At 54.0% G+C, this 25,251-nt stretch carries 26 protein-coding genes; 11 read left to right on the top strand and 15 right to left on the bottom strand.

Features of this window, described 5'->3' with window-relative positions:
* Positions 1-19: 19 nt before the first annotated feature.
* The 7 genes from H5P27_RS04110 to H5P27_RS04080 all read right to left on the bottom strand — a co-directional run bounded on the left by H5P27_RS04110 (position 20) and on the right by H5P27_RS04080 (position 4,705).
* On the bottom strand, positions 20-1,456 hold the full coding sequence (locus tag H5P27_RS04110) for an aldehyde dehydrogenase (protein WP_185659108.1): 1,437 nt from the start codon (positions 1,454-1,456) through the stop codon (positions 20-22).
* Positions 1,457-1,479: 23 nt separating this feature from the next.
* Positions 1,480-1,794 (bottom strand): EutN/CcmL family microcompartment protein, encoded by a 315-nt coding sequence (locus H5P27_RS04105; RefSeq protein ID WP_185659107.1) that lies wholly within the window; start codon positions 1,792-1,794, stop codon positions 1,480-1,482.
* A gap of 4 nt (positions 1,795-1,798) precedes the next feature.
* Positions 1,799-2,107: a BMC domain-containing protein gene (locus H5P27_RS04100; protein WP_185659106.1), complete on the bottom strand. Its 309-nt coding sequence runs from the start codon at positions 2,105-2,107 to the stop codon at positions 1,799-1,801.
* Between the two features lie 58 nt (positions 2,108-2,165).
* Positions 2,166-3,350, bottom strand: coding sequence for an acetate/propionate family kinase (locus H5P27_RS04095; protein ID WP_185659105.1), 1,185 nt, complete (start codon positions 3,348-3,350; stop codon positions 2,166-2,168).
* A 52-nt stretch (positions 3,351-3,402) separates the two neighbouring features.
* Positions 3,403-3,681 carry a BMC domain-containing protein gene (locus H5P27_RS04090; protein WP_185659104.1) on the bottom strand — a complete coding sequence of 93 codons (279 nt, stop codon included), beginning with the start codon at positions 3,679-3,681 and terminating at the stop codon, positions 3,403-3,405.
* A gap of 24 nt (positions 3,682-3,705) precedes the next feature.
* On the bottom strand, positions 3,706-3,975 hold the full coding sequence (locus tag H5P27_RS04085) for a BMC domain-containing protein (RefSeq protein WP_185659103.1): 270 nt from the start codon (positions 3,973-3,975) through the stop codon (positions 3,706-3,708).
* 70 nt (positions 3,976-4,045) lie between these two features.
* Positions 4,046-4,705 carry a PduL/EutD family phosphate acyltransferase gene (locus H5P27_RS04080; RefSeq protein ID WP_185659102.1) on the bottom strand — a complete coding sequence of 220 codons (660 nt, stop codon included), beginning with the start codon at positions 4,703-4,705 and terminating at the stop codon, positions 4,046-4,048.
* A 110-nt stretch (positions 4,706-4,815) separates the two neighbouring features.
* Here H5P27_RS04080 and H5P27_RS04075 point away from each other — a divergent pair, with 110 nt between their 5' ends.
* From H5P27_RS04075 to H5P27_RS04055, 5 genes are read left to right on the top strand one after another with little or no spacing between them, the layout of a single operon-like run.
* On the top strand, positions 4,816-5,604 hold the full coding sequence (locus tag H5P27_RS04075) for a DeoR/GlpR family DNA-binding transcription regulator (RefSeq protein ID WP_185659101.1): 789 nt from the start codon (positions 4,816-4,818) through the stop codon (positions 5,602-5,604).
* 1 nt (position 5,605) lies between these two features.
* Positions 5,606-7,108 (top strand): rhamnulokinase, encoded by a 1,503-nt coding sequence (locus H5P27_RS04070; RefSeq protein WP_185659100.1) that lies wholly within the window; start codon positions 5,606-5,608, stop codon positions 7,106-7,108.
* A gap of 36 nt (positions 7,109-7,144) precedes the next feature.
* A complete protein-coding gene (locus H5P27_RS04065) occupies positions 7,145-7,918 on the top strand; it encodes a (Fe-S)-binding protein (protein ID WP_185659099.1) in 774 nt (257 codons plus the stop codon).
* A 24-nt stretch (positions 7,919-7,942) separates the two neighbouring features.
* Positions 7,943-9,340 (top strand): LutB/LldF family L-lactate oxidation iron-sulfur protein, encoded by a 1,398-nt coding sequence (locus H5P27_RS04060; RefSeq protein ID WP_185659098.1) that lies wholly within the window; start codon positions 7,943-7,945, stop codon positions 9,338-9,340.
* Between the two features lie 49 nt (positions 9,341-9,389).
* Positions 9,390-9,995 carry a LutC/YkgG family protein gene (locus H5P27_RS04055; protein WP_185659097.1) on the top strand — a complete coding sequence of 202 codons (606 nt, stop codon included), beginning with the start codon at positions 9,390-9,392 and terminating at the stop codon, positions 9,993-9,995.
* Between the two features lie 51 nt (positions 9,996-10,046).
* Here the strand turns inward: H5P27_RS04055 and H5P27_RS04050 are convergent, their stop codons facing one another.
* Complete coding sequence (locus H5P27_RS04050) at positions 10,047-11,357, bottom strand: alkaline phosphatase family protein (RefSeq protein ID WP_185659096.1); 1,311 nt, start codon at positions 11,355-11,357, stop codon at positions 10,047-10,049.
* Between the two features lie 116 nt (positions 11,358-11,473).
* Complete coding sequence (locus H5P27_RS04045) at positions 11,474-12,352, bottom strand: AraC family transcriptional regulator (protein WP_185659095.1); 879 nt, start codon at positions 12,350-12,352, stop codon at positions 11,474-11,476.
* Positions 12,353-12,406: 54 nt separating this feature from the next.
* Between H5P27_RS04045 and H5P27_RS04040 the strand changes: the two genes are divergently transcribed.
* Positions 12,407-14,188: an L-fucose isomerase gene (locus tag H5P27_RS04040; protein ID WP_185659622.1), complete on the top strand. Its 1,782-nt coding sequence runs from the start codon at positions 12,407-12,409 to the stop codon at positions 14,186-14,188.
* Positions 14,189-14,245: 57 nt separating this feature from the next.
* Here H5P27_RS04040 and H5P27_RS04035 read toward each other — a convergent pair whose 3' ends face one another.
* Positions 14,246-16,519 (bottom strand): TonB family protein, encoded by a 2,274-nt coding sequence (locus tag H5P27_RS04035; RefSeq protein ID WP_185659094.1) that lies wholly within the window; start codon positions 16,517-16,519, stop codon positions 14,246-14,248.
* Between the two features lie 195 nt (positions 16,520-16,714).
* Positions 16,715-17,713 (bottom strand): aspartate-semialdehyde dehydrogenase, encoded by a 999-nt coding sequence (locus H5P27_RS04030; protein WP_185659093.1) that lies wholly within the window; start codon positions 17,711-17,713, stop codon positions 16,715-16,717.
* A gap of 7 nt (positions 17,714-17,720) precedes the next feature.
* Between H5P27_RS04030 and H5P27_RS04025 the strand changes: the two genes are divergently transcribed.
* Positions 17,721-18,260, top strand: coding sequence for a L,D-transpeptidase (locus H5P27_RS04025; protein WP_185659092.1), 540 nt, complete (start codon positions 17,721-17,723; stop codon positions 18,258-18,260).
* A 28-nt stretch (positions 18,261-18,288) separates the two neighbouring features.
* Here the strand turns inward: H5P27_RS04025 and H5P27_RS04020 are convergent, their stop codons facing one another.
* Entirely contained in the window at positions 18,289-19,602 is a 1,314-nt protein-coding gene (locus H5P27_RS04020; protein ID WP_185659091.1) for an MFS transporter, read from the bottom strand.
* A gap of 243 nt (positions 19,603-19,845) precedes the next feature.
* Between H5P27_RS04020 and H5P27_RS04015 the strand changes: the two genes are divergently transcribed.
* From H5P27_RS04015 to H5P27_RS04005, 3 genes are read left to right on the top strand one after another with little or no spacing between them, the layout of a single operon-like run.
* Positions 19,846-21,948, top strand: a complete 2,103-nt coding sequence (locus tag H5P27_RS04015) for an ATP-dependent DNA helicase (protein ID WP_185659090.1) — start codon at positions 19,846-19,848, stop codon at positions 21,946-21,948.
* 15 nt (positions 21,949-21,963) lie between these two features.
* Positions 21,964-22,266, top strand: coding sequence for a molecular chaperone DnaJ (locus tag H5P27_RS04010; RefSeq protein ID WP_185659089.1), 303 nt, complete (start codon positions 21,964-21,966; stop codon positions 22,264-22,266).
* A 33-nt stretch (positions 22,267-22,299) separates the two neighbouring features.
* Positions 22,300-22,653: a nucleotide pyrophosphohydrolase gene (locus H5P27_RS04005; RefSeq protein WP_185659088.1), complete on the top strand. Its 354-nt coding sequence runs from the start codon at positions 22,300-22,302 to the stop codon at positions 22,651-22,653.
* An 18-nt stretch (positions 22,654-22,671) separates the two neighbouring features.
* Here H5P27_RS04005 and rlmF read toward each other — a convergent pair whose 3' ends face one another.
* Both rlmF and H5P27_RS03995 read right to left on the bottom strand, forming a co-directional pair.
* Positions 22,672-23,649 (bottom strand): 23S rRNA (adenine(1618)-N(6))-methyltransferase RlmF, encoded by a 978-nt coding sequence (gene rlmF / locus H5P27_RS04000; protein WP_185659087.1) that lies wholly within the window; start codon positions 23,647-23,649, stop codon positions 22,672-22,674.
* A gap of 44 nt (positions 23,650-23,693) precedes the next feature.
* The gene (locus H5P27_RS03995; protein ID WP_246462507.1) at positions 23,694-24,398 is read right to left on the bottom strand and encodes a tRNA-uridine aminocarboxypropyltransferase; all 705 of its coding nucleotides are present in this window, start codon (positions 24,396-24,398) and stop codon (positions 23,694-23,696) included.
* A gap of 187 nt (positions 24,399-24,585) precedes the next feature.
* Here H5P27_RS03995 and H5P27_RS03990 point away from each other — a divergent pair, with 187 nt between their 5' ends.
* Positions 24,586-24,726 carry a hypothetical protein gene (locus tag H5P27_RS03990; protein WP_185659085.1) on the top strand — a complete coding sequence of 47 codons (141 nt, stop codon included), beginning with the start codon at positions 24,586-24,588 and terminating at the stop codon, positions 24,724-24,726.
* Between the two features lie 129 nt (positions 24,727-24,855).
* Here H5P27_RS03990 and H5P27_RS03985 read toward each other — a convergent pair whose 3' ends face one another.
* The gene (locus tag H5P27_RS03985) at positions 24,856-24,996 is read right to left on the bottom strand and encodes an entericidin A/B family lipoprotein (RefSeq protein WP_185659084.1); all 141 of its coding nucleotides are present in this window, start codon (positions 24,994-24,996) and stop codon (positions 24,856-24,858) included.
* Positions 24,997-25,251 lie beyond the last annotated feature (255 nt).

The following is a 25,251-nucleotide window of genomic DNA, read 5'->3' as shown; positions in this document are numbered from 1 at the left end:
AACAGGGTAAGCGTACGGGTTAAACGATGTTTAGCTGATCGACTAGCGTGCAGCGACGGAAGCGTGTGAAGGTACGTGGCGTGGTGATGCCTTCACCGGTTGTGGTCGCGATGGAGTAGCTGATGTAGCCTTCACCACCCATGCCGAGACCTGCCACACTTGGACCGTTCTTGACGAAGATCGTAGTGTTCATGGTGCGAGCCATCTGAGTCATGTGCTGGACATTCATGGTGTGAACCATGGCAGAGTGAGTGTATCCATGTTCCGACTTCTTAGCCTCGACTACCGCTTCATCGAAGCTGGAAGTACGAACGATCGGAAGGAGCGGCATCATCTGCTCTTCGATTACGAAGAGGTCGTCCGCAGCCGTTTCCGCGATCAGCATCTCGACCTTAGGATCGATGCTCAAACCGGCGATGGCTGCGAGCTTGGCAGGAGACGCTCCTACGAATTCGCGATTCAAAACGGGATGCGAGCAACCACCGTCGCCTGGACGGAATGTGAAGACTTCCTTTTTGATCGCTTCAGTCTGGCTCTTGTTGAGCAAGAGAGCTCCCTGGCGTTGGAAAGCGGCCAAAGTCTTTGCGTAAGCGTCGCCTACTGCGAAGACCTGCTTCTCACCGATACAGAGCAAGTTGTTGTCGAAACCACCCCCAAAGATGATGTCTCGAGCAACCTTGTCGTAATCGAGGGCGCTGCAGTCGTCGACCACTGCAGGTGGATTGCCTGGACCGGCGCAAATGGCGCGCTTGCCGGTCTTCATGGCAGCGTTCACAACCGCTGGGCCACCTGTGATGCAGAGCAGGTTCACATCTGGCGATGCGCACAGCTCATTGAAGGAATCGAGGGATGGCTTCTCGATGGTGCAGATCAAGTTTGTGATGCCGAGCTCGGCCTTGATCGCTTCGTTGAATTCGTTAACGGCGAGAGCCGCTACCGCCGCGCCACCTGGGTGCGGGTTGAAGACAACTGCGTTTCCGGCAGCCACCATGTTGACGATATTACCCGCCATGGTTGGTACCGAGTGGGTCACTGGCAGGATGCCACCGACAACGCCGAACGGAGCGGCTTCGTCCATGGTGATACCTGCGTCACCGCTCATCCCGGCTGGGTTGAGATACTCGGTTCCGAGCACTCCACGCACACCGTGCAACTTGGCGATCTTGTGGTCGAGTCGACCGATCTTGGTCTCCTCAAATTCGATCGTACCCCAACGGTCTGCGTTCTTTTCGCACATCGTCTTGACGATATCAATAATCTTGGCTCGCGCCGCCCACCCTTTCTGGGAGAGCTGCTCGAATCCACCTCGGGCCGCCTTGGCTGCGGAAGCCGCATCGTCGAAAACGCCGTGGCGTCCTGGGCGAGAGACAACTGCAGGGGCGGCCGCTTGGCCTCCCATCTGGGCGATCACTTCTGCGACTACACTTCGAATCGCTGCTTCGCTTATTTGGCTCATCTATCTAATTCCTCTGACAGCCTTCAGCTGTCTTTTGCTGCGTAGGTTTTCTTGCCGAGCACATTGACCGTATCGACTAGGCCGACGATTGCGGCGTCGACGGGCAATTGCTTGAGGCCTTCGGCTTGCCGGGCGGAACTTCCCTGGGCGAGCATGACTAGCTCGCCCTCTCCCGCTCCGAGCGTATCGATCGCGATGATCGTATTGGCCCCTTCCTTTAACTGGCTCGGATTTTCAGGATCGATCAGCATCGGGCGGACCATGAGCAGCTTGCGGCCGCGCATGCTCTCGTCCTTCTTGGTCGAAACGACCGAACCTATTACTTTCGCCAGGTACATTGCCTTACTTGGCTGCGGCGCGTTTGGCTGCTGGCTTAGAGTGAGGAATAACCGTTTCTGTGTCTTCGTGTGGACGAGCGATCACGTGAGCGCTGACAACTTCGCCGAACTGGCTAGCGGAGTCCGCACCGGTTTCGATAGCAGACTTCACAGCCGCTACGTCGCCGCGGATTGTTACGCTAACGAGAGCGCTGCCTACGCCAGTCATTGGACCAGCGACTTCGACGTTGGCGGATTTGAGCATCGCGTCCGTGCCTTGCACGAGAGCGATAAGCCCCTTAGTTTCGAGGATTCCGATTGCTTGTGTTGCCATTTTGATTCTTTGGGTTTTTCGGCTCCTTAGAGCCATTTTTTTGATTTTATAAAAGTAATTAGTCTTTGGATACTTGACGGTAGACTTCGCGGGCTATAACCAGCTCTTCATTCGCTGGGATAACCACCACCTTAACTGCCGAATCATCGGTGCTGATGACGCCTTCCTTGCCACGAATAGTCGCCTCGTTCGCAGCTTGGTCGATATGCACTCCGAGATCTTCCAATCCAGCGCACACCGCGGAGCGTAGCTCCACATCGTTTTCTCCGATTCCGGCCGTGAAGGAGATAACCTCCGCTCCGCCCATCTTGAAATAAAAGGATCCCATCCAATGACGGATGCTATCCACTAGCGTATCGATCGCCAACTTGGCCTCTTCGCTTCCGCCGGCAGCCGCTTCACGCACATCGCGCACGTCATTGCTGACTCCGGACAATCCAAGCAATCCGCTCTCCTTGTTCAATTGGCGTTCCGCTTCGCCCACTTCGATGCCAAGCATCTTGCAAGCGTAAGGAACCGCCATCGAATCTAGATCGCCTACTCGGTTGTTTTGAGGAAGTCCGCTCTGCGGGCTGAAGCCCATGCTCGTACCGATCGCCAAACCATTTTTGATACCGGTGACCGAACTGCTACCACCTAGGTGACAGGACAGCACACGGAATGGCTCTGCGGAGAACTCGCCTGGACCATCGACATACAAGCTACGCACTCGATCCGCTACATCGTAGCGACCGAAGAGCTTGGCGGTACGTTCCGCGATGAACTTGTGGCTCGCCCCGTGGAAACCGTAACGGCGAATCCCCAAATCACGCCAAGCTTGCGGGATGGCGTAACTAAAGGCCGCAGGAGTCATCCACTGATAGAAAGCGGTTTCGAACAAGGCGACGCGACGAACTTCCGGCAAAAGTCGCTCGAAGCAACGGATGCCTTCCGCATAGGCGGGGTTGTGAGCAGGAGCGACTTCCTTGAAGCCCTCCAACGCAGCGAGCACCTTTTCGTCGGCGTCTACGCAGCCACTTAGATCCTTGCCCAACACGGTCTTAAAGCCGACCGCGTCGATTTCGGATCCAGAAGCAAGGTGACCCTCCGCCACGAGATCCTCCAGCATCTTTTCGATGCATGGCGTGTACTCGGACACACGCTCGAAACCGCCACTGGCGATCATCGAGGAGGAGGATCCGTCCATATCGAAGAGACGATATTTGAAGGATGTCGATCCGAGGTTAGCGATTAGGATTTTCATGAAACAGGGTCAGTTTGATTAACGATGTCTACAGAGTCTGGATACGGCTTAATTAGCCAATCCAAGTACCGAGCTTGCTCAGGTCGTCGTGAGGGCGTGGGATAACTTGTACGGATACAACTTCACCAACTTGGGAAGCGGCTTCGGATCCAGCTTCTACCGCAGCCTTAACAGCTGCTACGTCGCCGGTGAAGAAACCAGTTACCAGCCCAGAGCCGATCTTTTCCCAACCTGTCATAGTGACGTCGGCGGACTTAAGAGCTGCGTCAGCGGCTTCCATGAGGCTGATGAGCCCCTTACATTCGATCATTCCAATTGCTTGCTTAGCCATTTTATCTAGGTCTCCAGCTGGGGGTTATGCTCCGAAATACTTGAGAAGCTCTTCGTGTGGACGGGCGATTACGTTTGAAGAAACGAGCTCTCCTACGCGATTGGCCGCTTCTGCGCCTGCTTCCACAGCCGCCTTGACGCTTCCTACGTCTCCCTTAACGACTACGGTCAAGAAGCCGCCGCCGATGGAGATTTGCTTGACGAGAGTTACTGCCGCAGCCTTGGCCATTGCGTCGCTCGCCTCGATTGAGCCGGTCAGGCCCTTGGTTTCGATCAATCCGATGGATTCACTCATTGCTTTATTGGTTTTGGGTTTGTCTTTGTAAACGTTTCAGAATTCTAGATTTTTTGTATCCGCTGCGTGACTACTTTATGAGTTCACACTGCACGCCTTTGCCAAGGCCACAGGCATTCGCTTCATCAGTATCGATATGCACCTCGAGCTTGAAGGCTGGATCTACGCGAACGAAAATACGGTCGAATGTCACACCGAGCTCACCTCCTACGCGGAGCTTCATGTAGCTCTTGTTTTCCACACCGTAGTATTCGGCATCCTTGGGGTGCATGTGCACGTGTGGAGCAGCGCGGATAACACCCTCTTCCATTTCCAAGAAGCCAGCCGGCCCCATCAACATGCAGCCAGGTGTGCCAGCGATGTCTCCGGAATTCCGAACCGGAATATCGAAGCCAAGAGAAATCGAGTCCGTGTATGCGAGCTCGACTTGGTTTAGGTCACGACAAGGACCGAGGATACGGAGGTTGGAAATGACGCGACTGCGTGGGCCGATCAGCGTAACGGTCTCCTTGGCGGCGTATTGGCCATCCATGTAAAGAGACTTCATAGGAGTCAGCGTGTGCCCCTTGCCAAACAAGGTCTCTACCGCCGCTGGCGACAAATGACAGTGGCGGGCGCTGGAATTTACCACCAATGGGCTAGGAGCGGAAGAAACCGAAGCTCCAGCCTGACGGCTTAAGCTAGCTCTAACCAACTGCTCTACTTGGGCGCGAGTGAGGGTATTATTCATGGAGAAAGTGTTGGGTTTTGTTGGCTTGAACAGTAAAACCCACATTTTCCCACACCAAGTCAACATATTTCTTGCATAAACACAGATATACCCAAATTTGTCACACACCCATGTTAGCGCCCGAAAGACAGCAAATTATCCTCTCTCTGATCGAAGATCGGGGCACGGTCCGCACCGTCGATCTAGCGGCCGAATTCGAGGTGACCGACGAAACTATTCGTCGCGATTTGCAGGCCCTGTCAGAAACGCATCAGCTGAAACGTATCCACGGGGGAGCGGCCAGCATGACGGGGCGCCCTCGTCTTCAGTCCTTCAACGAGCGGCAAAATCTGCGCGTGGACGACAAGATCGCCATCGCCCAAGCGGCCAGCGATCTTATCCAGCCGGGCCAAACATACGCCTTCGACAGCAGCACCACTGCATTCGCTCTGGTCAGTGCCCTGCCCGATCAGCCGTTCCGCGTGGTCACGAACTCCTTCGCAGTCATTGAGCACGTGTCGCGACTGCAGGAAGTAGAACTTGTATCCACTGGAGGCCGCTATCACCGAAAGACTCATACCTTCGTGGGAGGAGAGACGATTGATACGCTCCGTCGCCACAATGTGCATACCGCCTTCCTATCCTGCATCGGCTACGACCTGAAGCGCGGAGCAAGCGAAGGCTTCGAACAGCAAGCGACCTTCAAGACTCGTCTAGTTGAACACGCGGAACGTGTCGTCCTGCTGGTGGACTCCAGCAAGTTCAATAAGCGCTCCGAGTACTTTTTTGCCTCCACCTCCGACATTTCCGAAATCATTACCGATAGCGGGGCCGACCCAGAACTCGTGAACGAAATCCGCTCGCTGGGATCAAAGGTCACTATTGCCCAATCCACACCCGCTACCAATCCAAAGACCTGACATGAGCCTCAACCAAGTCTACCTTGCAGTCGACCTAGGAGCTGGCAGCGGACGCGTCATCGCCGGAGAATTCGACGGCGAGCGCATCGAACTCCGCGAGCTGAACCGCTTCGACAACACGCCCGTAGAGCTTCCCAGTGGTTGGCACTGGAACATAACCGATCTGTATCGAAATATTGTCGACGGACTTAAAAAAGCGGGAGAACTCTATTCCGACCGCCCCATAAGCGTGGGAGTCGACACCTGGGGAGTAGACTACGGCCTGCTCGACGAACAAGGAAATCTTCTAGGCCTCCCCTATCAGTACCGCGACAAGCGGACCGACGGGATGATGGATCTGGCCGACCAAATAATCGGAAAGCAAGAGATCTACCGAGCGACCGGCATTCAGCTGATGTTCTTCAATACCATCTTCCAGCTTCTGTCTGAAGTGGAACGCAAGAACCCAGCTCTCGATATCGCGGCAGACCTTCTTTTTCTCCCAGACCTCATATCGTACTGGCTCTCTGGCGTTCGCTCCCAAGAGCGCAGCGTCGTGAGCACTAGTCAGCTTTACAATCCGATTATTCGAGATTGGGATCGTGACCTTATCGAGCGGCTCGGCATGCCCGAAAAGCTATTTAAAAAGATAAGCGATCCAGGAGAAGAGCTTGGACCACTTTTGGAAAACGTCGCCCAAAAGACCGGACTGACCAAAACCAAAGTCGTCACTATCGCCGGACACGACACGGCCAGCGCCGTAGCAGCCATCCCCAGCCAAGAGGAAAACCCAGCTTTCCTAAGTAGCGGCACCTGGTCCCTAATGGGGCTGGACCTGCCCCGCCCAAACATCTCTGACGAATCCTTCATCGACGCATTCACCAACGAAATCGGAGTCGGCCACGGTGTTCGTTTCCTCAAAAACATTTGCGGCCTTTGGCTAATACAAGAATCTCGTCGCCACTGGCTAGCCAACGGAGAGGACATTCCCTACTCGCGTATGGCGGACCTGGCTAGCGAAGCCGAACCGTTTCGTTCCCTCATCTACCCGGATGACCCGCTCTTCGAAGAAGCCGGCCGCATGCCGGAAAAGGTACAAGCCTACTGCCGCCACACCGGGCAACCCATTCCCGAGACGCCGGGTCAAATCATTCGCTGTATTTACGAAAGCCTGGCCCTTCGCTACTCCGAGGTTTGGCAACGCCTGATTTCTTACGTAGTCAAAGAACCGACCTCCCTACACATTGTCGGAGGTGGCTGCCAGGACAACCTTCTCAACCAATTCGCCGCCAACGCCATCGGCATCACCGTAAAGGCTGGCCCGGTCGAAGCCACAGGTCTTGGTAACATAATTACACAAATGTTGGCATCTGGCGCCATCGGAAGCCTAAAGGAGGGACGCCAGGTCGTGGCCAACTCTGCACAAGTCAAAACCTTCGAGCCCCAAGATCCAGAAAGCTGGAAAGCAGCCTACCAAAAATACAAAGCCGTGCTCGCGAGCCGAAAATCAAAAAATTCGTCCTAGCTATACGTATCCGGAAAATCTCTACCATTTAACGACATGAGTTTGCTTCACACACCTCCAAACCGACCGACTTCCACCTCGGTTCAGTTGATGACCACTTGCCTATGCGATGCCTTTTACGCAGACGTCGCCCAGGCCACCGTCGAGGTACTCGAGTTCCTCGGTTGCGATATCGAGCTCCCCGAAGGACAGACCTGCTGCGGACAGCCTGCCTTTAACGCGGGCGACTGGGAAAGCTCACGCAAAGTCGTACGCCACATGGTGAAGACCTTTACCGGCGACAAACCAGTCATCGTTCCTTCCGGCTCCTGCGCGGCGATGGTTTTCCACGGAGCTCCGCTCGCTTTCGAAAAGGAAGCCGACCTGCCGGAAATTCAAGCCCTGGCCAACCGGACCTGGGAACTCGCCGACTTCATCGTACATGGCCTCGGCATCACTGAATGGCCGGGTAAGCTGAAGGCCAACATGACCTTCCACCGGAGCTGCCACCTTCGCGGTTCGCGTTCGCCGGAGGCTGTTGCTACTTTGTTCAATTCAATCGAAGACCTCACCGTTCAACCGATCGACGAAGTCGAGCAATGCTGTGGTTTCGGCGGAACCTTCTCGGTGAGTTTCCCCAATATTTCGGAAAAGATGGGCGAGCTGAAAATCGAGAATCTCGTAGCCTGTAAGCCGGACATAGTTGGAGCCGCGGACATGGGCTGCATGATGCACTTCGGCGGCATGATGGACAAGCGAGGCCTGAAGACCAAACGCCTCCACCTCGCCCAAATACTGCGCGACTCGCTAAAGAACGCGGGCAAAATCTAAGACCCTCCTCCCCAAACGTCTGCCATGAAGACCAAGCAAAAAATCGATACCGTCGCCCGCGACCTAAGCGACGAAGTTCACGAGGCAAACTTCATCGGGGCCAAGATGAAGTCCGAACGTCGCTACGCCGCCCTCGGCCGCGACTACGCCGACCCCGACAAGCTCCGCGAAACCGCCGGCAAGATCAAGCAGCACACCCTCGAACACTTGGACCAATACCTCGAGCAAGCCGAAGCAAGCTTCACGCGCAACGGAGCGAAGGTCCACTTCGCCTTCGACGAGACCGCGGCCCGCCAAAAGGTCTTGGACATCATGAACGAGAAGGGTTGCAAAAGCATGGTCAAATCCAAGTCCATGCTGACCGAAGAAATCCACCTCTTGGACTTCCTGGAAAAAAGCGGGAAGGAAGTCGTGGAAACCGACTTGGGAGAATTCATTCTTCAGATCGACGGAGACCACCCTTCCCACATCGTCACACCGATCGTTCACAAAAATCGCCGTGGCATCGCCAAGAGTTTCGAACGCGAGGGATTGGGTGAATACAACGACGATCCGGAAACCATCACTCGCCGAGCCCGTGCTCACTTGCGTCAAAAGTATCTCGATGCGGACGTCGGACTAACGGGCGCCAATTTCGTATCCGCAGAATCAGGACGCATCGCTATCGTTACCAACGAAGGAAACGCTCGTTTCTGCATGGCGGCCAACAAGGTGCACATCGCCATGGTTGGCATCGAAAAGATCGTGCCTACCGATCGGGACCTAGCCTTGTTTCTAAACTTGATCGGACGCTCCGGCACCGGCCAGCAGCTCACCGTCTACAACCAGTTTATCGGCGGACCCAAGCGCCCCGAGCAACCGCACGGCCCAGAGGAGATGCACATCATCTTCGTGGACAATCGCCGAACAGAGGTGCTGGCCTCCGACTGCCGCGAAATCCTTCGCTGTATCCGTTGCGGAGCCTGTCTCAACGTTTGCCCGATTTACCGCCAGTCAGGAGGACACGCCTACCGCAGCGTTTACCCAGGTCCAGTTGGAGCGGTTCTTAGCCCGCTCTTGGCCGGCAATCGCTTCCCGCAATTAGCGGATTTGCCAAAGGCATCCAGCCTCTGCGGAGCGTGCAATGAAGTCTGCCCTGTCAACATCCCGATACCGGATTTGCTTCTCCGTTTGCGCGATAAAGCCAAGCGCGAAGGAGCGAGCGAAGCCATGAAGGGCACGCCAAAGCTCGGCATGTGGGCGACCCTTTGCTCCCAACCGAGCATGTGGAAGACAGCTCTGACCATGGGCCATACCATGAACTACATCCCGACTCAGCTGGTTCCCCACCCTTCTGCCCAAAGCTGGCAAGGCACCCGTAAGCTACCGAAATTCCAAGGGGGCGACTTCCGCAAGTGGTTCAAGAACCGGAAGAAAAAGTAGAAGCGAACTCGCGAACCAAACTGAAAAATCAAGAAACCGATCTCCCGTCATGTCATCAGACCGCGAAAAAATATTCTCCGCTATCCGCTCCGCTCTGGCTCCCCTTCCAGAGAGAGCTGCCAAGCCGGACTGGGATAACAAACTTCCCGTGAGCCGTCCTGCAGGCGACTTCGATACCCTCGAAGCCCAACTGGCTGACAAGCTGGCCTTCGCCTCTTCTCGCTATTACAACGACAGCCAGAAACTAGCAGAACTGCTGCTCAGCGAGGACAGTGCCTTCGGCTACTGCGACCCGGAGTTAGCTCCGCTCTTTGATAAGCTTGAAGGCATCACCTTCGAGACCGAATACGATGAGTCCAAGATCGACGAATACAGATTTGGCATCACCAAAGCGACCGCTGCGGTCGCGGAAAGCGGAACCTTGATGTTCACCGATCGCGATACTTCCGCTCGACTGGGAGCCCTCGCCCCTTGGATCCACGTTGCCGTAGTTAAAAAGCAAGACATCGTGGCCACTGTCGGCGAAGCCATTTCCAAGTTCGGCGACGATCCGTCTATCATCTTCGCGACCGGGCCGTCCAAAACGGCGGACGTGGAAGGCATCCTCATCGAAGGCGTTCACGGCCCCGGCATCCAGGTAGCCTTCGTCGTTTAAAGCCGAGTTCCGCAGCAGGCTGACACCTGCTGATCGCGACCAAGGTCGCTCCTACTTCTTTAACAGCGGAGCTAAGACTTCGCTGCGGCCGTCGATATTGTCGGGAACCTCAAGCCCGAGGATGGAGGCAACCAATGGGTAGATGTGGATATTCTCCACAGGCGAGAGCTCCAGACCGGATTGGATGGATGGTCCCTCGGCAATGAAGATGGCTCCCATCTCATCGTTACGGTACGGGTCAAAGCCATGCGTGGCCTTGGTTCCGCTCGACCAAGCCATTTCGACATCGAAGTAGCCGAGCTGGTCCGGAGCTTGGGCAACCAAAACGATATCCCCAATCCGATCCGAATTGGAGAAGTTGAGATAGCTCGGGAGAGTCCCCTCCCGATAGCACTCGAACTTCTCCTGCCCCTGTAGCTCAGCGAAAATCCGGTCCGTTTCACTCTCAGAATCGGTATAGATCATAGCCATCGGTCCCGATACGAATCGAGCCCCCTTCAGATCGACAAAGTCTCGGACATTCACGTATCCGTCGACTAATGACATTCCATGATCCGCCGTTACAATGAGATTAACCGGTAATTCGCTCGCTCGAACATAATCACGCAGCTGGCCGATAAGTTCGTCGACATGGCGGACGGCCTTGCCCGTTTCCGGGGCTTCCGGTCCGTACACATGACCAGCCGTATCGGTCAGGGAAAAGTATAGCATTATCAGGTGCGGCCTCGTTGAAGCAGGTTCCTCAAGCCAACGCTTCACCTTCTCGATTCGAAGCGGATAAGGGAGCGTTTTCTGGTATTGAAAATGCGATGACGGATGGATGCCTTGCACATCGGCTTCGGAGCCAACCCAAAAGAAGGAAGCCGAGCGCATGCCTTGCTTTTCCGCAAGGACCCAAAGCGGCGTGCCTCCATACCAGTCTCCATCCTCTACCGCATCACGGTTACCAAGCCGATACTCTGCCTTTCTAGTCCGAGAATAAAATGAGTTCCCCACCAGGCCGTGGTGGGCGGGGTACATGCCAGTCGCGATAGTGTAGTGATTCGGGAAGGTCTTGGAGGGAAAGGATGGAATTAGCCGGCTTACGAAACTGCCACTTTCCTTCATCTCCTGCAGATTCTTTGCTCCATGCAGTTCCACGTAATCATGGCGAAAACCATCCAGTGACACCATGATAACGTATGGCTTAGCGAGGGTCTCTTCAGCATTCTCTCCCCCATTTCCCTTTTCGAGCTGTTCCACATCCTCGATGGTCATGCTTTCATCGAATTGGTAGAGATTGTACTCTTCAGCCCATAGCGAGCTTGCAGCCAAAAGGAGCGAGCCTAGGAGGCGGGCTAAAAACGGACGATTAAACTTCATAGCGCAGAATGATGCAATTGAACTAAGCCCTCAGCGCAGGGCTTACCAACACAAAAATGGTAAACCAATAGGACTCCTCCAAATCGTTGAAATCCTGTGACAAAACAAAATCCGATTCAGGCCCGCTTAGAACGAAACGCATTGGGGCTAACTCCGACCTTCGACCGAAAGAGTCGGGAAAAGTGTAGAGAATCTTCGTAGCCCAAATTCTGAGCGATAGCCTTAACCGTCCAATTTGTAGTCTCTAGCAGGATACAGGCGTACTCGACCTTCATCCGCACCAGTTGCTGATAAGGGGAAACATCGGAGTAGCGGCGATAGAGTTGGCAAAGGTAGGATTTGTCGTAGCCGCATTTGCGAGCGATCTCCTCGAGATTTCTCAGTGTCATGAAATTCTCCCCTACGAAAAGAGCGATTCGACGATAGACCTCATCCGACGGAGTGGAGTCCACTTTTCCCTCCTGCGGGATTGATCGAACAAAATGTCCAAGCGAGTCGATGGCTCGGCTTAGCGAATCCCAAAGGGCTGCCTCGTCCGCCAAATCACCGATCAGGCTTATAAACTTCATCATCGGGATAACCGGTGCCTTGTCTGAAAGTACGCTTCCGCCTTCCGAAAGCAGACCACGAAAGCTCGATAGCGTGGGAATCGAGCTCGGGCAAAGGGCGATGAAATGCTTCGTGCAGCCGCCTTCGCTAGTCACCCGCATGGACACACGAGAGCCCGGCCCATAGCACAGCAATCCTCCTCGCTTCAGACGACGCTCCTCCCCGTCCAAAACAATATCCATACTCCCCTTTTCGATGAACTCCATCAGCACGAAGGGAAAGCCGTTTCGTTCTATGCGATACTCGGGCTCGCACACCTCCATGCCCAGCAGTCCCATCAATTCCTCTCCAGATTCAGATGGCTGCACAAAAGAAGAGAGTTTCCGCTGGGAAACCTGACTGGAGAGGGGCAAAGGGTTCATAAACTGGATCTCGATAATATCCATAGCATTCCAAGGATTCCCATTCTTAAATCCGAGAAATTGAGGTAGTTTGTGAGCATGACCCCGCTTACCAAAGAAACGATGCCCAAAGTGGGCATTCGCCCCACCATCGACGGAAGACTCGGTGGCGTAAGAGAATCGCTCGAGGAACAAACCCTCGCTCAGGCCAAGAAAATGGCCGCCCTGATATCGGAAACCTTGAAGTACCCGACTGGTGATCCAGTAGAGTGCGTCATTCCAGAAGTTTGCATCGGAGGCGCGGCGGAAGCGGCAGCTTGCGAGCAGCTATTCCAGTCGCAAAACATCGGCCTGACTCTAACCGTAACTCCTTGCTGGTGCTACGGCTCGGAAACTATGGACATGGATCCCATCCGACCGAAGGCTGTATGGGGCTTCAATGGAACCGAACGTCCCGGAGCCGTCTACCTCGCAGCTGTATTGGCAGGACACACCCAAAAGGGCATCCCTGCTTTTGGAATCTACGGGCAAGACGTGCAGGACGCGGGTGACGACTTCATTCCAGAGGACGTCGAAAGCAAGATCCTCAACTTTGTGCGCTGCGGTCTAGCGGTCGCTATCATGCGTGGAAAAAGCTACCTCTCCATGGGTGGAACCTGCATGGGAATCGCTGGCTCCATGGTGGATCCCAAGTTCTGGGAGAAGTGGCTGGGTATGCGTGTCGAGGACATCGACATGACCGAGTTCGTTGGCCGTATGCAGAAAGGCCAGTATGACCAAGATGAATACAAAAAGGCCCTCGCCTGGTCCAAAGCCAACCTCAAGTTCGGCGAGGACTACAACGACGAAGCCCACACCCGCAGCAAGGAGGACCACGAAAAGGAGTTAGAGGACAGCATCAAGATGACGCTGATCGCTCGCGACCTGATGATCGGCAATCCGAAGCTCAAGGAGATGGGTTACGGCGAACAATCCCAGGGACACTTCGCCCTTGCATCCGGATTTCAAGGACAACGCCAATGGACTGACCATTTCCCGAATGGCGATTTCCTAGAAGCGATCCTTAATTCTTCATTCGACTGGAACGGTAAACGAGCCCCGTACATCGTAGCGACTGAAAACGACGCCCTAAACGGAGCGACCATGCTGTTTGGCAATTTGCTGACCAATACCGCCCAAGTCTTTGCCGACCTTCGCACCTACTGGAGCCCTGCCGCGATCAAGAAGGCCAGCGGACACACTCTCGAAGGAAACGCCAGCGGAGGACTGCTGCACCTGATCAATTCCGGCCCTGCAGCTCTAGACGGAACCGGCCAGCAATCGATAGACGGCCAACCGGCCATGAAGCCGTATTGGGATATCACTGACGAGGAGGTTAAGTCCTGTCTCGACGCCACGACTTGGCACCCATCCATGTCCGAGTATTTCCCGGGTGGTGGCTGGAGCACTCGCTTCAAGACACGTGGCGGAATGCCCGTAACCATGACGCGAATCAATCTAGTCGACGGACTCGGCCCTGCCCTGCAGTTGGCTGAAGGTTGGACCGTGGAGCTACCGGACGATGTCCACGACACGCTCGACCAACGCACCAACCCGACTTGGCCAACCACCTGGTTCTCACCCATTCTCAATGGCAAGGGACCCTTCGTATCTACTTACGAAGTCATGAACAATTGGGGAGCAAACCACTGCGTCATGACCTACGGTCACGTCGGCCATCTCTTCATCACACTCGCATCCATGCTACGGATACCAGTCTACATGCACAATGTAAGCGAAGAGCGCGTCTTTCGTCCCAGCTCATGGCGAGCCTTCGGAACTGCCGACCTGGAAGGAGCGGATTTCCGAGCCTGCCAAAACTACGGCCCCGTCTACGGCTAGCCCCAAGAATTACGTTTTGATGCAACAGCGTCTGGTCGAAGGACCAGACGTTTTTTTCTAGGGAGCAAATTGGATGGGGATTCGAATTTTGCAGGCAACGGGCGTGCCGTTCTTCCGAGCCGGTTGCCAAACACTTTCCTCCACACACAATATGGCAGGTTCCTCAAATTCATAATGAGTCGAGGATATCGCATGAGCTCGGTAGACTTTCCCGTTTGGACCGAGGATAAACTGCACGACAACCCGTCCTCTCGCCTTTTTCGACTGCATCGAGAAGGGATATAAAGGCGTGGCCATAACAAGAGCCTGAGGCTTCATATCTACGTCGGAGAGCTCGAACAACTCACTCAAATCAAAATCCGACTTGAGCTGGATCTTCGTTTTTAAAGTGAAGCAAACTGATTCTCCCCCCTGCGTAGAGGGTGTGAGCCGCATAGCGTAAAGTCCCTGCTCCACCAACTCTCGTAATTCCTCTTGCTCTTCAGAAAGCTGCATATCGACTAAGACCGGGGTCCCTTTCCCGCTAAGAGCTAAGCGTACCACGATATCCAAGTCTCCAAACTTCTCTTGAAGTTTCGCTGGATAATCCGCTTCGAAGGTCTTCAGCACATTTGGCCTTTCATCGAGACTCGCGAGTGTAACCAGATCGGCTTCTTCCTGTATCCATCCTCGAGTCTCTAGCATTTCTTTGACGGTATCGGATTCAAAAAACTCTGAGCAAGCTTGCAGGGATAACTCTCCCAATACCAAGCGATCCTGCTCCCAGCCCTGTTCGATCAATCGAGCCACTAAATCAGCCTGATCTCCTTCGATCAGTCGGATCGCTGTCAATTCGGCATGCGGACTATCCAACAAATAAACGCCACCCGCATCCGCCAAAGCCTTCGCTATTTCAAAACGGCGAAAATAGCAGGCAAACATCAAGGGCGTCATTCTAGGGAGGATCTCTCGGTTTACATCATAACCGTATCCAATCAGACACTCTACTGATGAAATTTGGTCGTTGGATATGGCATACTTGAAGGGATCCACATGCTTACCCTCGATTTCATAACGGCCGCCATTATCGAGAAACCAGCAGATCGATTCCACATTGCCCAAACCAATGGCATGATCGACCGGAAACATACCTGCCCTAGACTTTTCCTTCAAGTCGACCCCCATAGAATGGACTCGTTCGAGTAGAGACACATCCGCATATGAAGCTACAGAATGCAGTAGGTTGTATCCATTTCTACTTACATTTGGCTCCAGCTTGAACTTATCGATCAGCTTAAATCCCAACTCAGGATAGCCTGCTGCAAACTTCGCCAAAACGTATTGATCGTATTCAGTTTCCTTTACGGTAAAATTAGCCCCATTTTCGATCAGGTACATGGCTACATCATCGTAGTTTTCATTCAGAGCATCCGACGCCGCCCACGAATAATGCCATTTCATCTCACTCCCCTTGGGCTTGCCAGGAGCCATTAGCTTTACCACTGGTAAATGCCCGTTGCGACTGGCCTCACTAAGGATGGATCGACGCCCCTGGTTACCATCCGCTATGGGAGCCTCGTACGATAGCAAAAGCTCGACCACTTCTTCCCTACCGTTAGCAGCGGCAAAGAAAAGGGCACTGCCTTGATAACGATCCGAGGATTTCACGAACTTCTTGTTCTCCTCCAAAATCTGCCGAGCTAGGTCCACGTTCCCATTGGCTGCAGCAAAATGAAGAGAGCCGCGGCCCTCGTTGTTCTTTTCTTTCAAGTTTGCGGAGCGATCGTTGGTTTCTTCACCCAGCAAATACCGATCCCACCTGTAGACAGTCTTTCTTCGAACCAACTCTCCATCTTGAACATAGTAACAAACGGGAAATCCGCCAAATTCGGATTCCGTGATTTCGAGTTCAGCTAAGTCCATCGCCGAACAGGTAAACCGAGTAAACTCTCCATCTTTGATCCAGCCCACGATGCGAAGCAGACTGTATGGATCTTCCGGTTCCGCCAAGCTCTCAAAGGCCTCGTCTAGCCGCATAAAAACCTTATACCTTTTCGACCTGTACCTCTCCTTGTAGCTGTTGGCGATACGCTTAGTCGTGTAATTCGACAAGGTGGCAGCGTATTCAGATTTCAGAGGCAATTCGCCTTTTACCCACCAAGCTTCGTGTCGGTGGCCCTCGAAGTCGGACACAACTTCGGCCGAAACCTCAGTAAGCTGAGGAGTCTCTCTGTCAAAGCCATCCAGCCGGTAAGCCTGCTGGTTAGCAAAATAATAGATCTCTAGAGGCTCAGCTGAGAGCAAGCTAGCTGTAATCAAGAGGAGGAAACACAGGGGGCTTTTTCCGTACATATAATTAATTATAATTATTTATTCATATTTCAGTCGATGAGGGTCAAGCGTGTAGATAGTCACGCACCATGGAGACCGGAGATCTCGCCTGTTTAAATATCGCGACCAAGGTCGCTCCTACCTTTTCCAAAGAAAAACGGCGACCCGGGAATGGGTCGCCGTTTGGCTGAAATTCGTTAGCTACGAACCGCGGCTTTACTTGATCAGGTATTCCGCAATCTGGATGGCATTGAGAGCAGCACCCTTCCAGAGCTGGTCGCCGACTACCCAGAACGCTAGGCCGTTTTCGTAGCCTAGGTCTTTGCGGATACGGCCGACGCCACAGTTCACCTTGCCCGCGAAGTCGAGCGGCATGGGGTAAACCTTATTCTCCGGATCGTCGACTAGGTCCACGCCCTGAGCTTCCGCGATCGCGGCACGCGCTTCTTCTACAGATACGGGACGCTCGAACTCGGCGTTGATGGAGATGGAGTGCGAACGCATCACGGGAACGCGGACACAGGTGCAAGAAGCAACCAGATCTGGCAGTGCCATGATCTTGCGGCTTTCGTTGACCAGCTTCATCTCTTCCTTGGTGTATCCGTTTTCCAAGAACACATCGACGTGTGGAAGGGCATTGAATGCGATCTGGTGTGGATAGACGTTCTTTTCGATCGGTTCACCCGCAGACCAAGCCTTAACCTGGTCTTCGAGCTCTTGCATGGCCTCCGCCCCGGAACCGCTCACGGCTTGGTAGGTGGAAGCGATCATACGCTTGAGGCCAAACTTCTTGTGCAGCGGGTAGGCCCCCATCAGAGAGATCGCAGTCGAGCAGTTCGGATTAGCGATGATGCCCTTGTGCGCCCGAGCCGCTTCACCATTGATCTCCGGCACTACGAGCGGCACTTCGGGATCCATGCGGAAGGCGGAACTGTTGTCGATCGCTACGGCGCCAGCCTTGGCGGCGGCGGGACAAAGCTTTTTGGAGAGATCGCCATTGGCGCTGAAAAGCACGAAATCGAGTCCTTCAAAACAGGTTTCGGTGGCTTCTTCGATGGTAATGGTTTGCCCCAACGCCTCGACCTGTTTTCCTGCAGATCGAGCGGAAGCAAACAGCTTCAGTTCCGAAAGGGGAAATTCCCTTTCGCCTAGAAGCTTGATAAATTCTTGGCCGACCGCTCCGGTCGCTCCAACGATGCCTACTTTGTAACCCATTTTATTTATGTCCTCGGACTTATTGCAGCCGATCACCCATAAGCTCGACTCCCTCGAGATCAAGCAAACAGCGCGAATACTGCACGTCTCAATCGCCAAGCAGCGGATGCGGGGTTTCCAGAACGGGCGGCTCTGGCGGGAATTCGTAGTCTCCACGGGAAAAAAACCACCCAGCTGCGTGGAGAATTCTTTTGGCACTCCGACCGGTCTACATCGCATCGCAGAGAAGCACGGCGGCTCTTCGAAACTGGGAGCTGTGCTGCGTTCCAGAATCGACAGCGGCGAGCTCTATTGGGAGCTCCCCGAGGAGGAGCAGGAGAAAAACCTAGTCACCACCCGCATCCTCTGGCTGGAGGGCTTGGAGCCGGGGCACAACCAAGGCGGCGATCGCGATACCTACAATCGCTACGTCTACATCCATGGAACCAACCACGAGGACCGCATCGGCGAGCCAGCGAGCGGAGGCTGCGTCTTGCTACGCAACCGGGAGATGATCGAGCTATTCGACTTCGCGGAAATCGGCGATCTGGTGCTAATCGAGCTTTAACTCGCCGCTAAGCGGGATTCTCTTCGGCCTATTCCTCTTCATGATCCAAGGGGAACGGAGCCATCCACGCTAGGACGATTGGCGGCACCGAAGCCAGCAGCACAAAGACGAAAAAGGTGGAATAGTTCTCCCCGCAAAGCGAATACACCCAGCCGCTGAGCGAACCGGTCGACCATCGCGTCATGGCCATTACGCCAGTCGCGAAGGCGTAGTGAGTCATCTTAAAGGGCCCCGGAGCAAGCTGCTGCATCATGTAGAGCATGTGGCCCACCGAGCCCATTCCGAAGCCAAACTTCTCCAAGGCTACAATGCCTCCGATCACGTAAAGATTGTCCGGCAGGGTCTGGCTGAGAATGAAATAGGTCGCGTTGGGTACGTTTAGAATCAGGGCCAAAAGGAAGAAGGATCGTTTCAGCGATAGGCGGGCTACCAGAAATCCGCCAAGGAAGGCGCCTGCGATGAAAGCGATGGTTCCGACCGTGCCGCTAATGTAGCCGAGAGCTTCGTTATCCAGCCCCAAGCCTCCGACCTCTCTGGGGTCGAGCATGAACAAGGGGCCGAATTTTTCGATGAATCCCTCGCCGAAGCGATAGAAGAAGACCACGGTCAACATCATCCAGATCTGCGGCTTTTGGAAAAAGCTGACCCAAGATTTCTTCAGGGCAGGCCAAGCCGCGCTGGCCTTCTGCCCCGCCAAGGGTGAAACCTCGCCCACCGGCAAGGTCTTCAGGTGCCAAAGCCCAAAGCCTCCCATGGCCAAGGCAGTACCGCCCATCACGATCATCCAGCAGTGGGCCCAGCTCAGCTCCAGCCCGTTGCGAAGCCAGCCGGTCAAGGTCACCAACAAACCGGACGCGATGACCGCTCCAAGATTCCAACACATTCCCTGCACCCCGGCGTAGCGTGCTTGGTCCTTGCGCTTCATGGTCGTCATGTAGACACCGTCAGCCACGATGTCTTGGGTGGCGGACGCAAAGCCTGTTATCCAAAAGAAAGCCAAGGACAGCCGGAAGAAGCCATCTAGAGGCAAAGAGAAAGCCACCATGCCGAGCGAGGCCATCATGGCGAATTCCATGCTGATCACCCACCAACGCTTGGTCTTGAAGGGCTCTAGAAACGGGGCCCAGAGCGGCTTGAGCACCCAAGGCAGATACATTTGGGACGTGTACAGGGCGATGTCCTGATTCGAGATCCCCATGTTTTTATAGAGGATCGCCGCCACCACGCCTACGGTCACATTCGGCAAGCCCATTGCGAGGTACAGAGACGGCACCCAGTAGAGCGGGTGACGTGGCTTAGGGCCGGATTTCGAGGAAGGGCTTTCGGTGGAAACTTGAGACATCAGGAGAGTGAAAAATGGCGAGGGACGAGCGGTGAGTTTTCACATCCGTTAGCGTTTCTCGAATACAAATTCGAAGACGAAAGAGGAAAAACCCGCTGCAAGATTCAACGCCACCCAAGCAGCCTACCCTTCAGTTAAGTTCACCAGATCCAGCGGAAGCCCTCCTTCCAGTCGGGCTTAGAGTCTATTTTGCTCGACCCCATTCCTTGGAATTCTAACAACAAGCCACGCCAGCCGCCGCTAATGATCTCTCCCAACGACCAAGAAAGCGCTCCTTCCTCCGTCCATTTGCCGGGGCTGATAGGACGCGTCTTCGAGGAAGGTGGATACTTGCAAAACGCCTTGAAGCTGGAGCATCGGCCTCAGCAGGAGCAAATGGCTCGGGCGGTGGCAGCGGGCATGAATCTCGACAAACCGCTCATTTTCGAGGCGGGTACCGGTGTGGGTAAATCCCTTGCCTACCTGCTTCCGGGAATCGTGCACGCCACCGAGAGCCAGCGCCCCTGCGTCGTTTCCTCTCACACCATCTCCCTTCAGGAGCAGTTGCAGCGGAAGGATCTGGAGATTTGCCGCAACCTGTTTCGGGCCATTCCGGAGCTGGAGAAGTACGCGGATTTCAAGTCGGCGGTCCTGGTTGGCAAAGGCAACTACCTCTGCCCTACTCGGCTGGCCAACGCTATTCGCAACAAGACCGAACTCTTCCCGACCGACGAATTCGAGGAGCTGCAGCGAATCGCCGTCTGGGCTGAAACGACCAAGACTGGTCTCCGCCAGGAGATGAACCCGCTGCCCAACTTCGACGTTTGGGAACAGGTCAATGCCGAGGGCTCTGCCTGCAACCGCAAGAATTGCGACCACAACAGCTGCCACTACCAGAGGGCCCGCGCAGAAATGCGCAAAGCTCAAGTCGTCATCGTTAACCACTCTTTGCTCTTCGCCCTTCTCAATGCAGGAGGCCTCGCACCGGGAGCAAAAGGGATCCTCTTGCCGGACGATTTTCTCGTCATCGACGAAGCCCATACCACTGCGGAAGTCGCCACCGAGCACTTCGGAGCCCGTATCTCGAGCTACGGTGTGGACCGGCAACTGAAGATGCTCTTCAATCCGAAACGCAAATCGGGCATCGTTAGAAAATTCGCTCACCCGAAGCAGCTGCAGTGCATCATCGACGCACAAGAGGCTTGCCAAGAATTTTTCGGCTATCTGATCGCGACTCACCTGGCCAAACATAAGATCGTACGCATATCCGAACTCGGCTGGTGCGAGCCTACCTTGGTCGGTCCGCTTCGCGCCTGCGTGCAGACAATGGACGGCATTCTTTCGAAAATCGAGGACGGCCCAATGCACGACGAGATCAAGGACCATCGCGGCCGTATCCATAGTTATTATACCGGCATTCGTCGCTTCATCGATCTGGCAGAAGAAGACCACGTGCATTGGATCGAAAAAAGCGGACGAACCGGAAACATCTGCACCTTGCGCACCGCGCCGATCGATATCGCTCCCTATCTGCGAGAAGAACTTTTCAACAAGGATATTTCGGTGACCTTGACCAGCGCGACGCTGTCGATAGCCCGCGACATGCACCCCTTCCAAGTGAAGATCGGGGCGGAGCATGAAAAGGCGGTGCTGGTCGATTCGCCCTTCGACTACGAAAACAATACTCGCATCTACGTCGCCACCGACGTGCCAGCCCCCTCCCCGCAAGACCAAAAGCTGGCCATCGAGGTATTGACCGACTACATCCGCTACTGCGTATCCAAAGTTTCAGGAGGCACCCTAGTGCTCTTCACCAGCTACTCGGACCTGCGAAAGGTTTCTGATGTCTTGCAAAACGAATTCCTCGACGCAGGACGCCCCTTCTTCGCTCAAGGACAAGGGATGGGTCGCAGCGAAATGACCGCCGCCTTCCACGAAGCGGGGAATGGAGTCCTCTTCGGCACCGATAGTTTCTGGACCGGGGTCGACGTCCCCGGCTCGGCTCTGGAGCAAGTGATCATTACCCGCCTTCCCTTCGACGTGCCGACTCATCCGATCGCGGAGGCGAAGTCAGAGCACATCAAAGAACGAGGTGGCAACCCTTTTGCCGAGCTCAATTTGCCGGAGGCCTTGGTCAAGTTTCGCCAAGGTGTTGGCCGGCTCATTCGGACCCGCGACGACAAGGGAGTAGTCACCATTCTGGACTCTCGCATCCTGCACAAGAGCTACGGCCGCCAATTTCTGCAAAGCCTGCCCAAACCAAAATTCATCCGCATGAACAAAGGCGACCGCGACGCCCGTTTCCACGAAATCCACAGCGAACTCCCCGGTAGGAGCGACCTTGGTCGCGAACCACCAATAAGATAGCCAGCAATATTTCCTATGAAAACAGAACGCTTCCAAACCCTCGTATCCAAAAATCCGAACAACGAACTCTTCCGCTTCTCTTTGGCTCAAGCTTTGATCGAAGAGGAGCATCACGAGGAGGCGATCGAGCATCTAGACTTTTGCATCAACAAAAAGGACGACTGGATGATGGCCGAAATCCTGAAGGGGAAGAGCCTATTAGCCCTGCAGCGGAACGAAGATGCGAAACCTAGTTTGGAGCGGGCTCTAAAACTCGCGGTGGACCAAAACCACGAAGGTCCAGAAGCGGAACTCCGCAAGCTTCTCGAATCGCTCTAGTGCCCTCAACCTCAACATTCGCCAAAGCCCAGCATGCCACTAGATCCTCTTTCTCAACTAACTGAAAAGCTCACTGCCTTTCGTGACGATCGCGACTGGAAGCAGTTCCACAACCCTAAGGATCTCGCCATAGCGCTTTCGATCGAGGCCGCCGAGCTTCAAGAGATTTTCCTATGGAAAAAACCCGAAGAAGTATCGGGTACCGTATCCAAGAAACGAGTTCAGATCGAAGAAGAGGTAGCTGATATCGCATCATATCTTCTCCTGCTTTGCCATGAAATGGGTATCGATTTAAACAAAGCAGTATCTTCTAAGATTGAGAAAAACGCCGCCAAGTATCCCGTGGAAAAAGCCAAAGGCACCCACGCTAAATACGACGAATTGTAGCGAGTTTCGACTGGGACTCTAAAAACGTTTCTCGGGTCGGCCACCTTTCTGGCCGCCGCCAGCCGTTTCCCACTTCCAAGCGAGCACCCTGCTGACCTTTTGACCTTGGCTCATAGGAAGCACTTCCACTCGGGCCGCTCCCCAACGATTCAGTTCCTGCTTAAGGATAGGCAAGTTTTCGCTTTTGGAGACCAAGCTAGAGAACCAACCCACCTGTTGAGCAAAATCGCGACTTTCTCGGATCATCTGCGTGAGAAAGCGCAATTCACCGCCTTCGCACCAAAGCTCGGCCTGCTGACCGCCAAAATTAAGCGTATCCGTTTTCTTGACACCTTTTCCTTTGGACAGGTTCTTACGCTTCTGAAGATTACTAGCCTTGGCCTCTCCCTCCGAGGAATGAAAAGGAGGATTGCACAAGCTTAGTTCATACCAGTCGCCGGGGCGGATTATCCCCTTGAAAATCATCGAGGGCTCTTTTTGTCGAACCAGCTTAATTTGGTTTTTCAGGCATGCGTTCGCTTCGACGATCAAGCGTGCTGTTTTAATCGAAACAGGGTCGATATCTGTTCCCACAAATTGCCATCCGTAGCTCCGACAACCGAGGATTGGATAAATGCAATTCGCCCCCGTACCGATATCCAAAACGCGAACCTGCTTTCCTCGAGGAACCTCTCCGCCATTTGAACTGGCCAGTAGATCCGCAAGATAGTGGATCATATCGGCTCTTCCCGGTATGGCTGGACAGAGATAACCCGCAGGGATCATCCAATGGCTGATACCATAGTGGTGCGCTAAAAGGGCTGAATTCAAGGCGCGTATTGCCTGCTCGTCACTGAAGTCAATCGTCTGATCTCCCTTCGGATTGCTCCGAAGAAAAGGCGCAAGGCTAGGCAACGCTTGGCTTAACGCATCGAAGTCATACCGCCCTGCGTGCGGATTCCTGGGATGAAGGCTGCCGGATTTTCCGGGGAGTTTACTGTTTCTCGAACGATCCATTCTGGACAAAGGATAAGGGATGATGCTGTTAAACCAACTCCCGTCTACGCTTGGTCCCGTTTCTGGCTGGTGAAAACCTTCCTTCGTTTAGAGGGGTTGAAACGAGTATTTGCACCAGACCGGTCTTTTTTTGGAACGGATCCGGTCTTTCGATTCTCGCGTTCACGGTTCACCTGATACACCTGCATGCTCATGAAGAGGTCGAGCATTTGGTCCGGCTGCGAATAGTCATCAAGTCCGTATCGGTCCAAAACCAAAAGGAGCTCATGAGCTGCCTCCAAGGTAGAGAGACAGCCAGGCTCCGGTTGTTTCTTAAAAAGATAACGGCTGGGGGCTGCCTCCGAGAACATGATCTTGGGCAAAGCCTGAAGGCTTAAGCTCTCCCGCAACATGGGACGTACCTTTCTCCAAGTACCATCTAACAAGAAAACCACCAAACGACGCCCGACAAAGTCATCTTCGGCGAGCTCCCCTTTCGATAGGTCCCTTGCATCACTCCCTGGGTAAAGAAGTACGGGAAAGTTTGCCGGGTCGTGTATGAGGGACTGCACGCGGTCATGATTGTCGAAGCGATCGCCAACGATCAGTTCGCTGTCAGCAAGGCAAAAATGGGTAAGTCGGCCAGTATTCAGCTTCACTCGGCGGTGCTCGTACGGATGCATCAAAATCACGAACTTCGTGCGAGACGGCATAGGCTTGATCTGGCCACACCAGCACACCGCCCTAGGCCTATTACACCTGTAACACATGTTCCGACTCATCCAAGCATCCGACTTCAAAACAGCCTAATCGGCAAGCTAGAGAACGCCGGAACGACAAGACCACGCAATCCTCCGTATAAACACTACAGGATAACTGTATTACATATAGGTATTTACAACTATTTTAACTTGCTCTTTCATTTGAAGTCCAATAACAAACTCAACCAACACCCCTATGGAAGAGCTCATCCTACTCGCAGCTGTACACATATTTCTCCCCATCATCGCGGGAATTACCGCGCTATGTGGAGCGGTAGCTTCGGCGTCCCAACTGTTGGCAAAACAACTTTTCCGCCGCCGTAACGCACAAGACTGAAATACTGTCAGCTAGCGTTAGAATGCCCCACTCACTAGAACCAAAACAAAGAGCTATCGAAGTGCGTAGCACCTGATAGCTCCTCGGAGCTGGTTGTTTTACTTGTAGAGCTGAGATACAATCGCTGCCCTAGTCGGCAGCATCCTGAACCTCCTCGCCAAGCTTCTCCACGTCTTTACCGATTCCATCAACAGTGGAGCAACCGGTGGCGAAAATAACGGTTAGGCTAGATACAGCAGCGAGAAGGATATACTTGAGTGGTTTAGTCATGGCCAAACCATTCGCAATTCCCGCGCCACGGCGAAAATCCCCCGTATCCAATTTTCAGGTGCATATCAAAGGTGCATTCTGCACGTAATTTGTAAGCGGATAAGTGCAAATCGCACTTAATCCACGGCTAGAAAGAAGGAGTCACACATGCGTCTGACACCTAAATTTGGATACAGCATAAGGTTGGTATACGTCACCCATCAAATTGACCATTTCAGGAATACCCTTGAACCCGCACATGGAGCCATGATTTGT

The organism is Pelagicoccus albus, from assembly GCF_014230145.1.
Classification (GTDB): Bacteria; Verrucomicrobiota; Verrucomicrobiia; order Opitutales; family Opitutaceae; genus Pelagicoccus; species Pelagicoccus albus.
The sequence above is the reverse complement of the archived record's forward strand: the minus strand, read 5'-3'. Positions and strand labels throughout refer to the sequence as shown.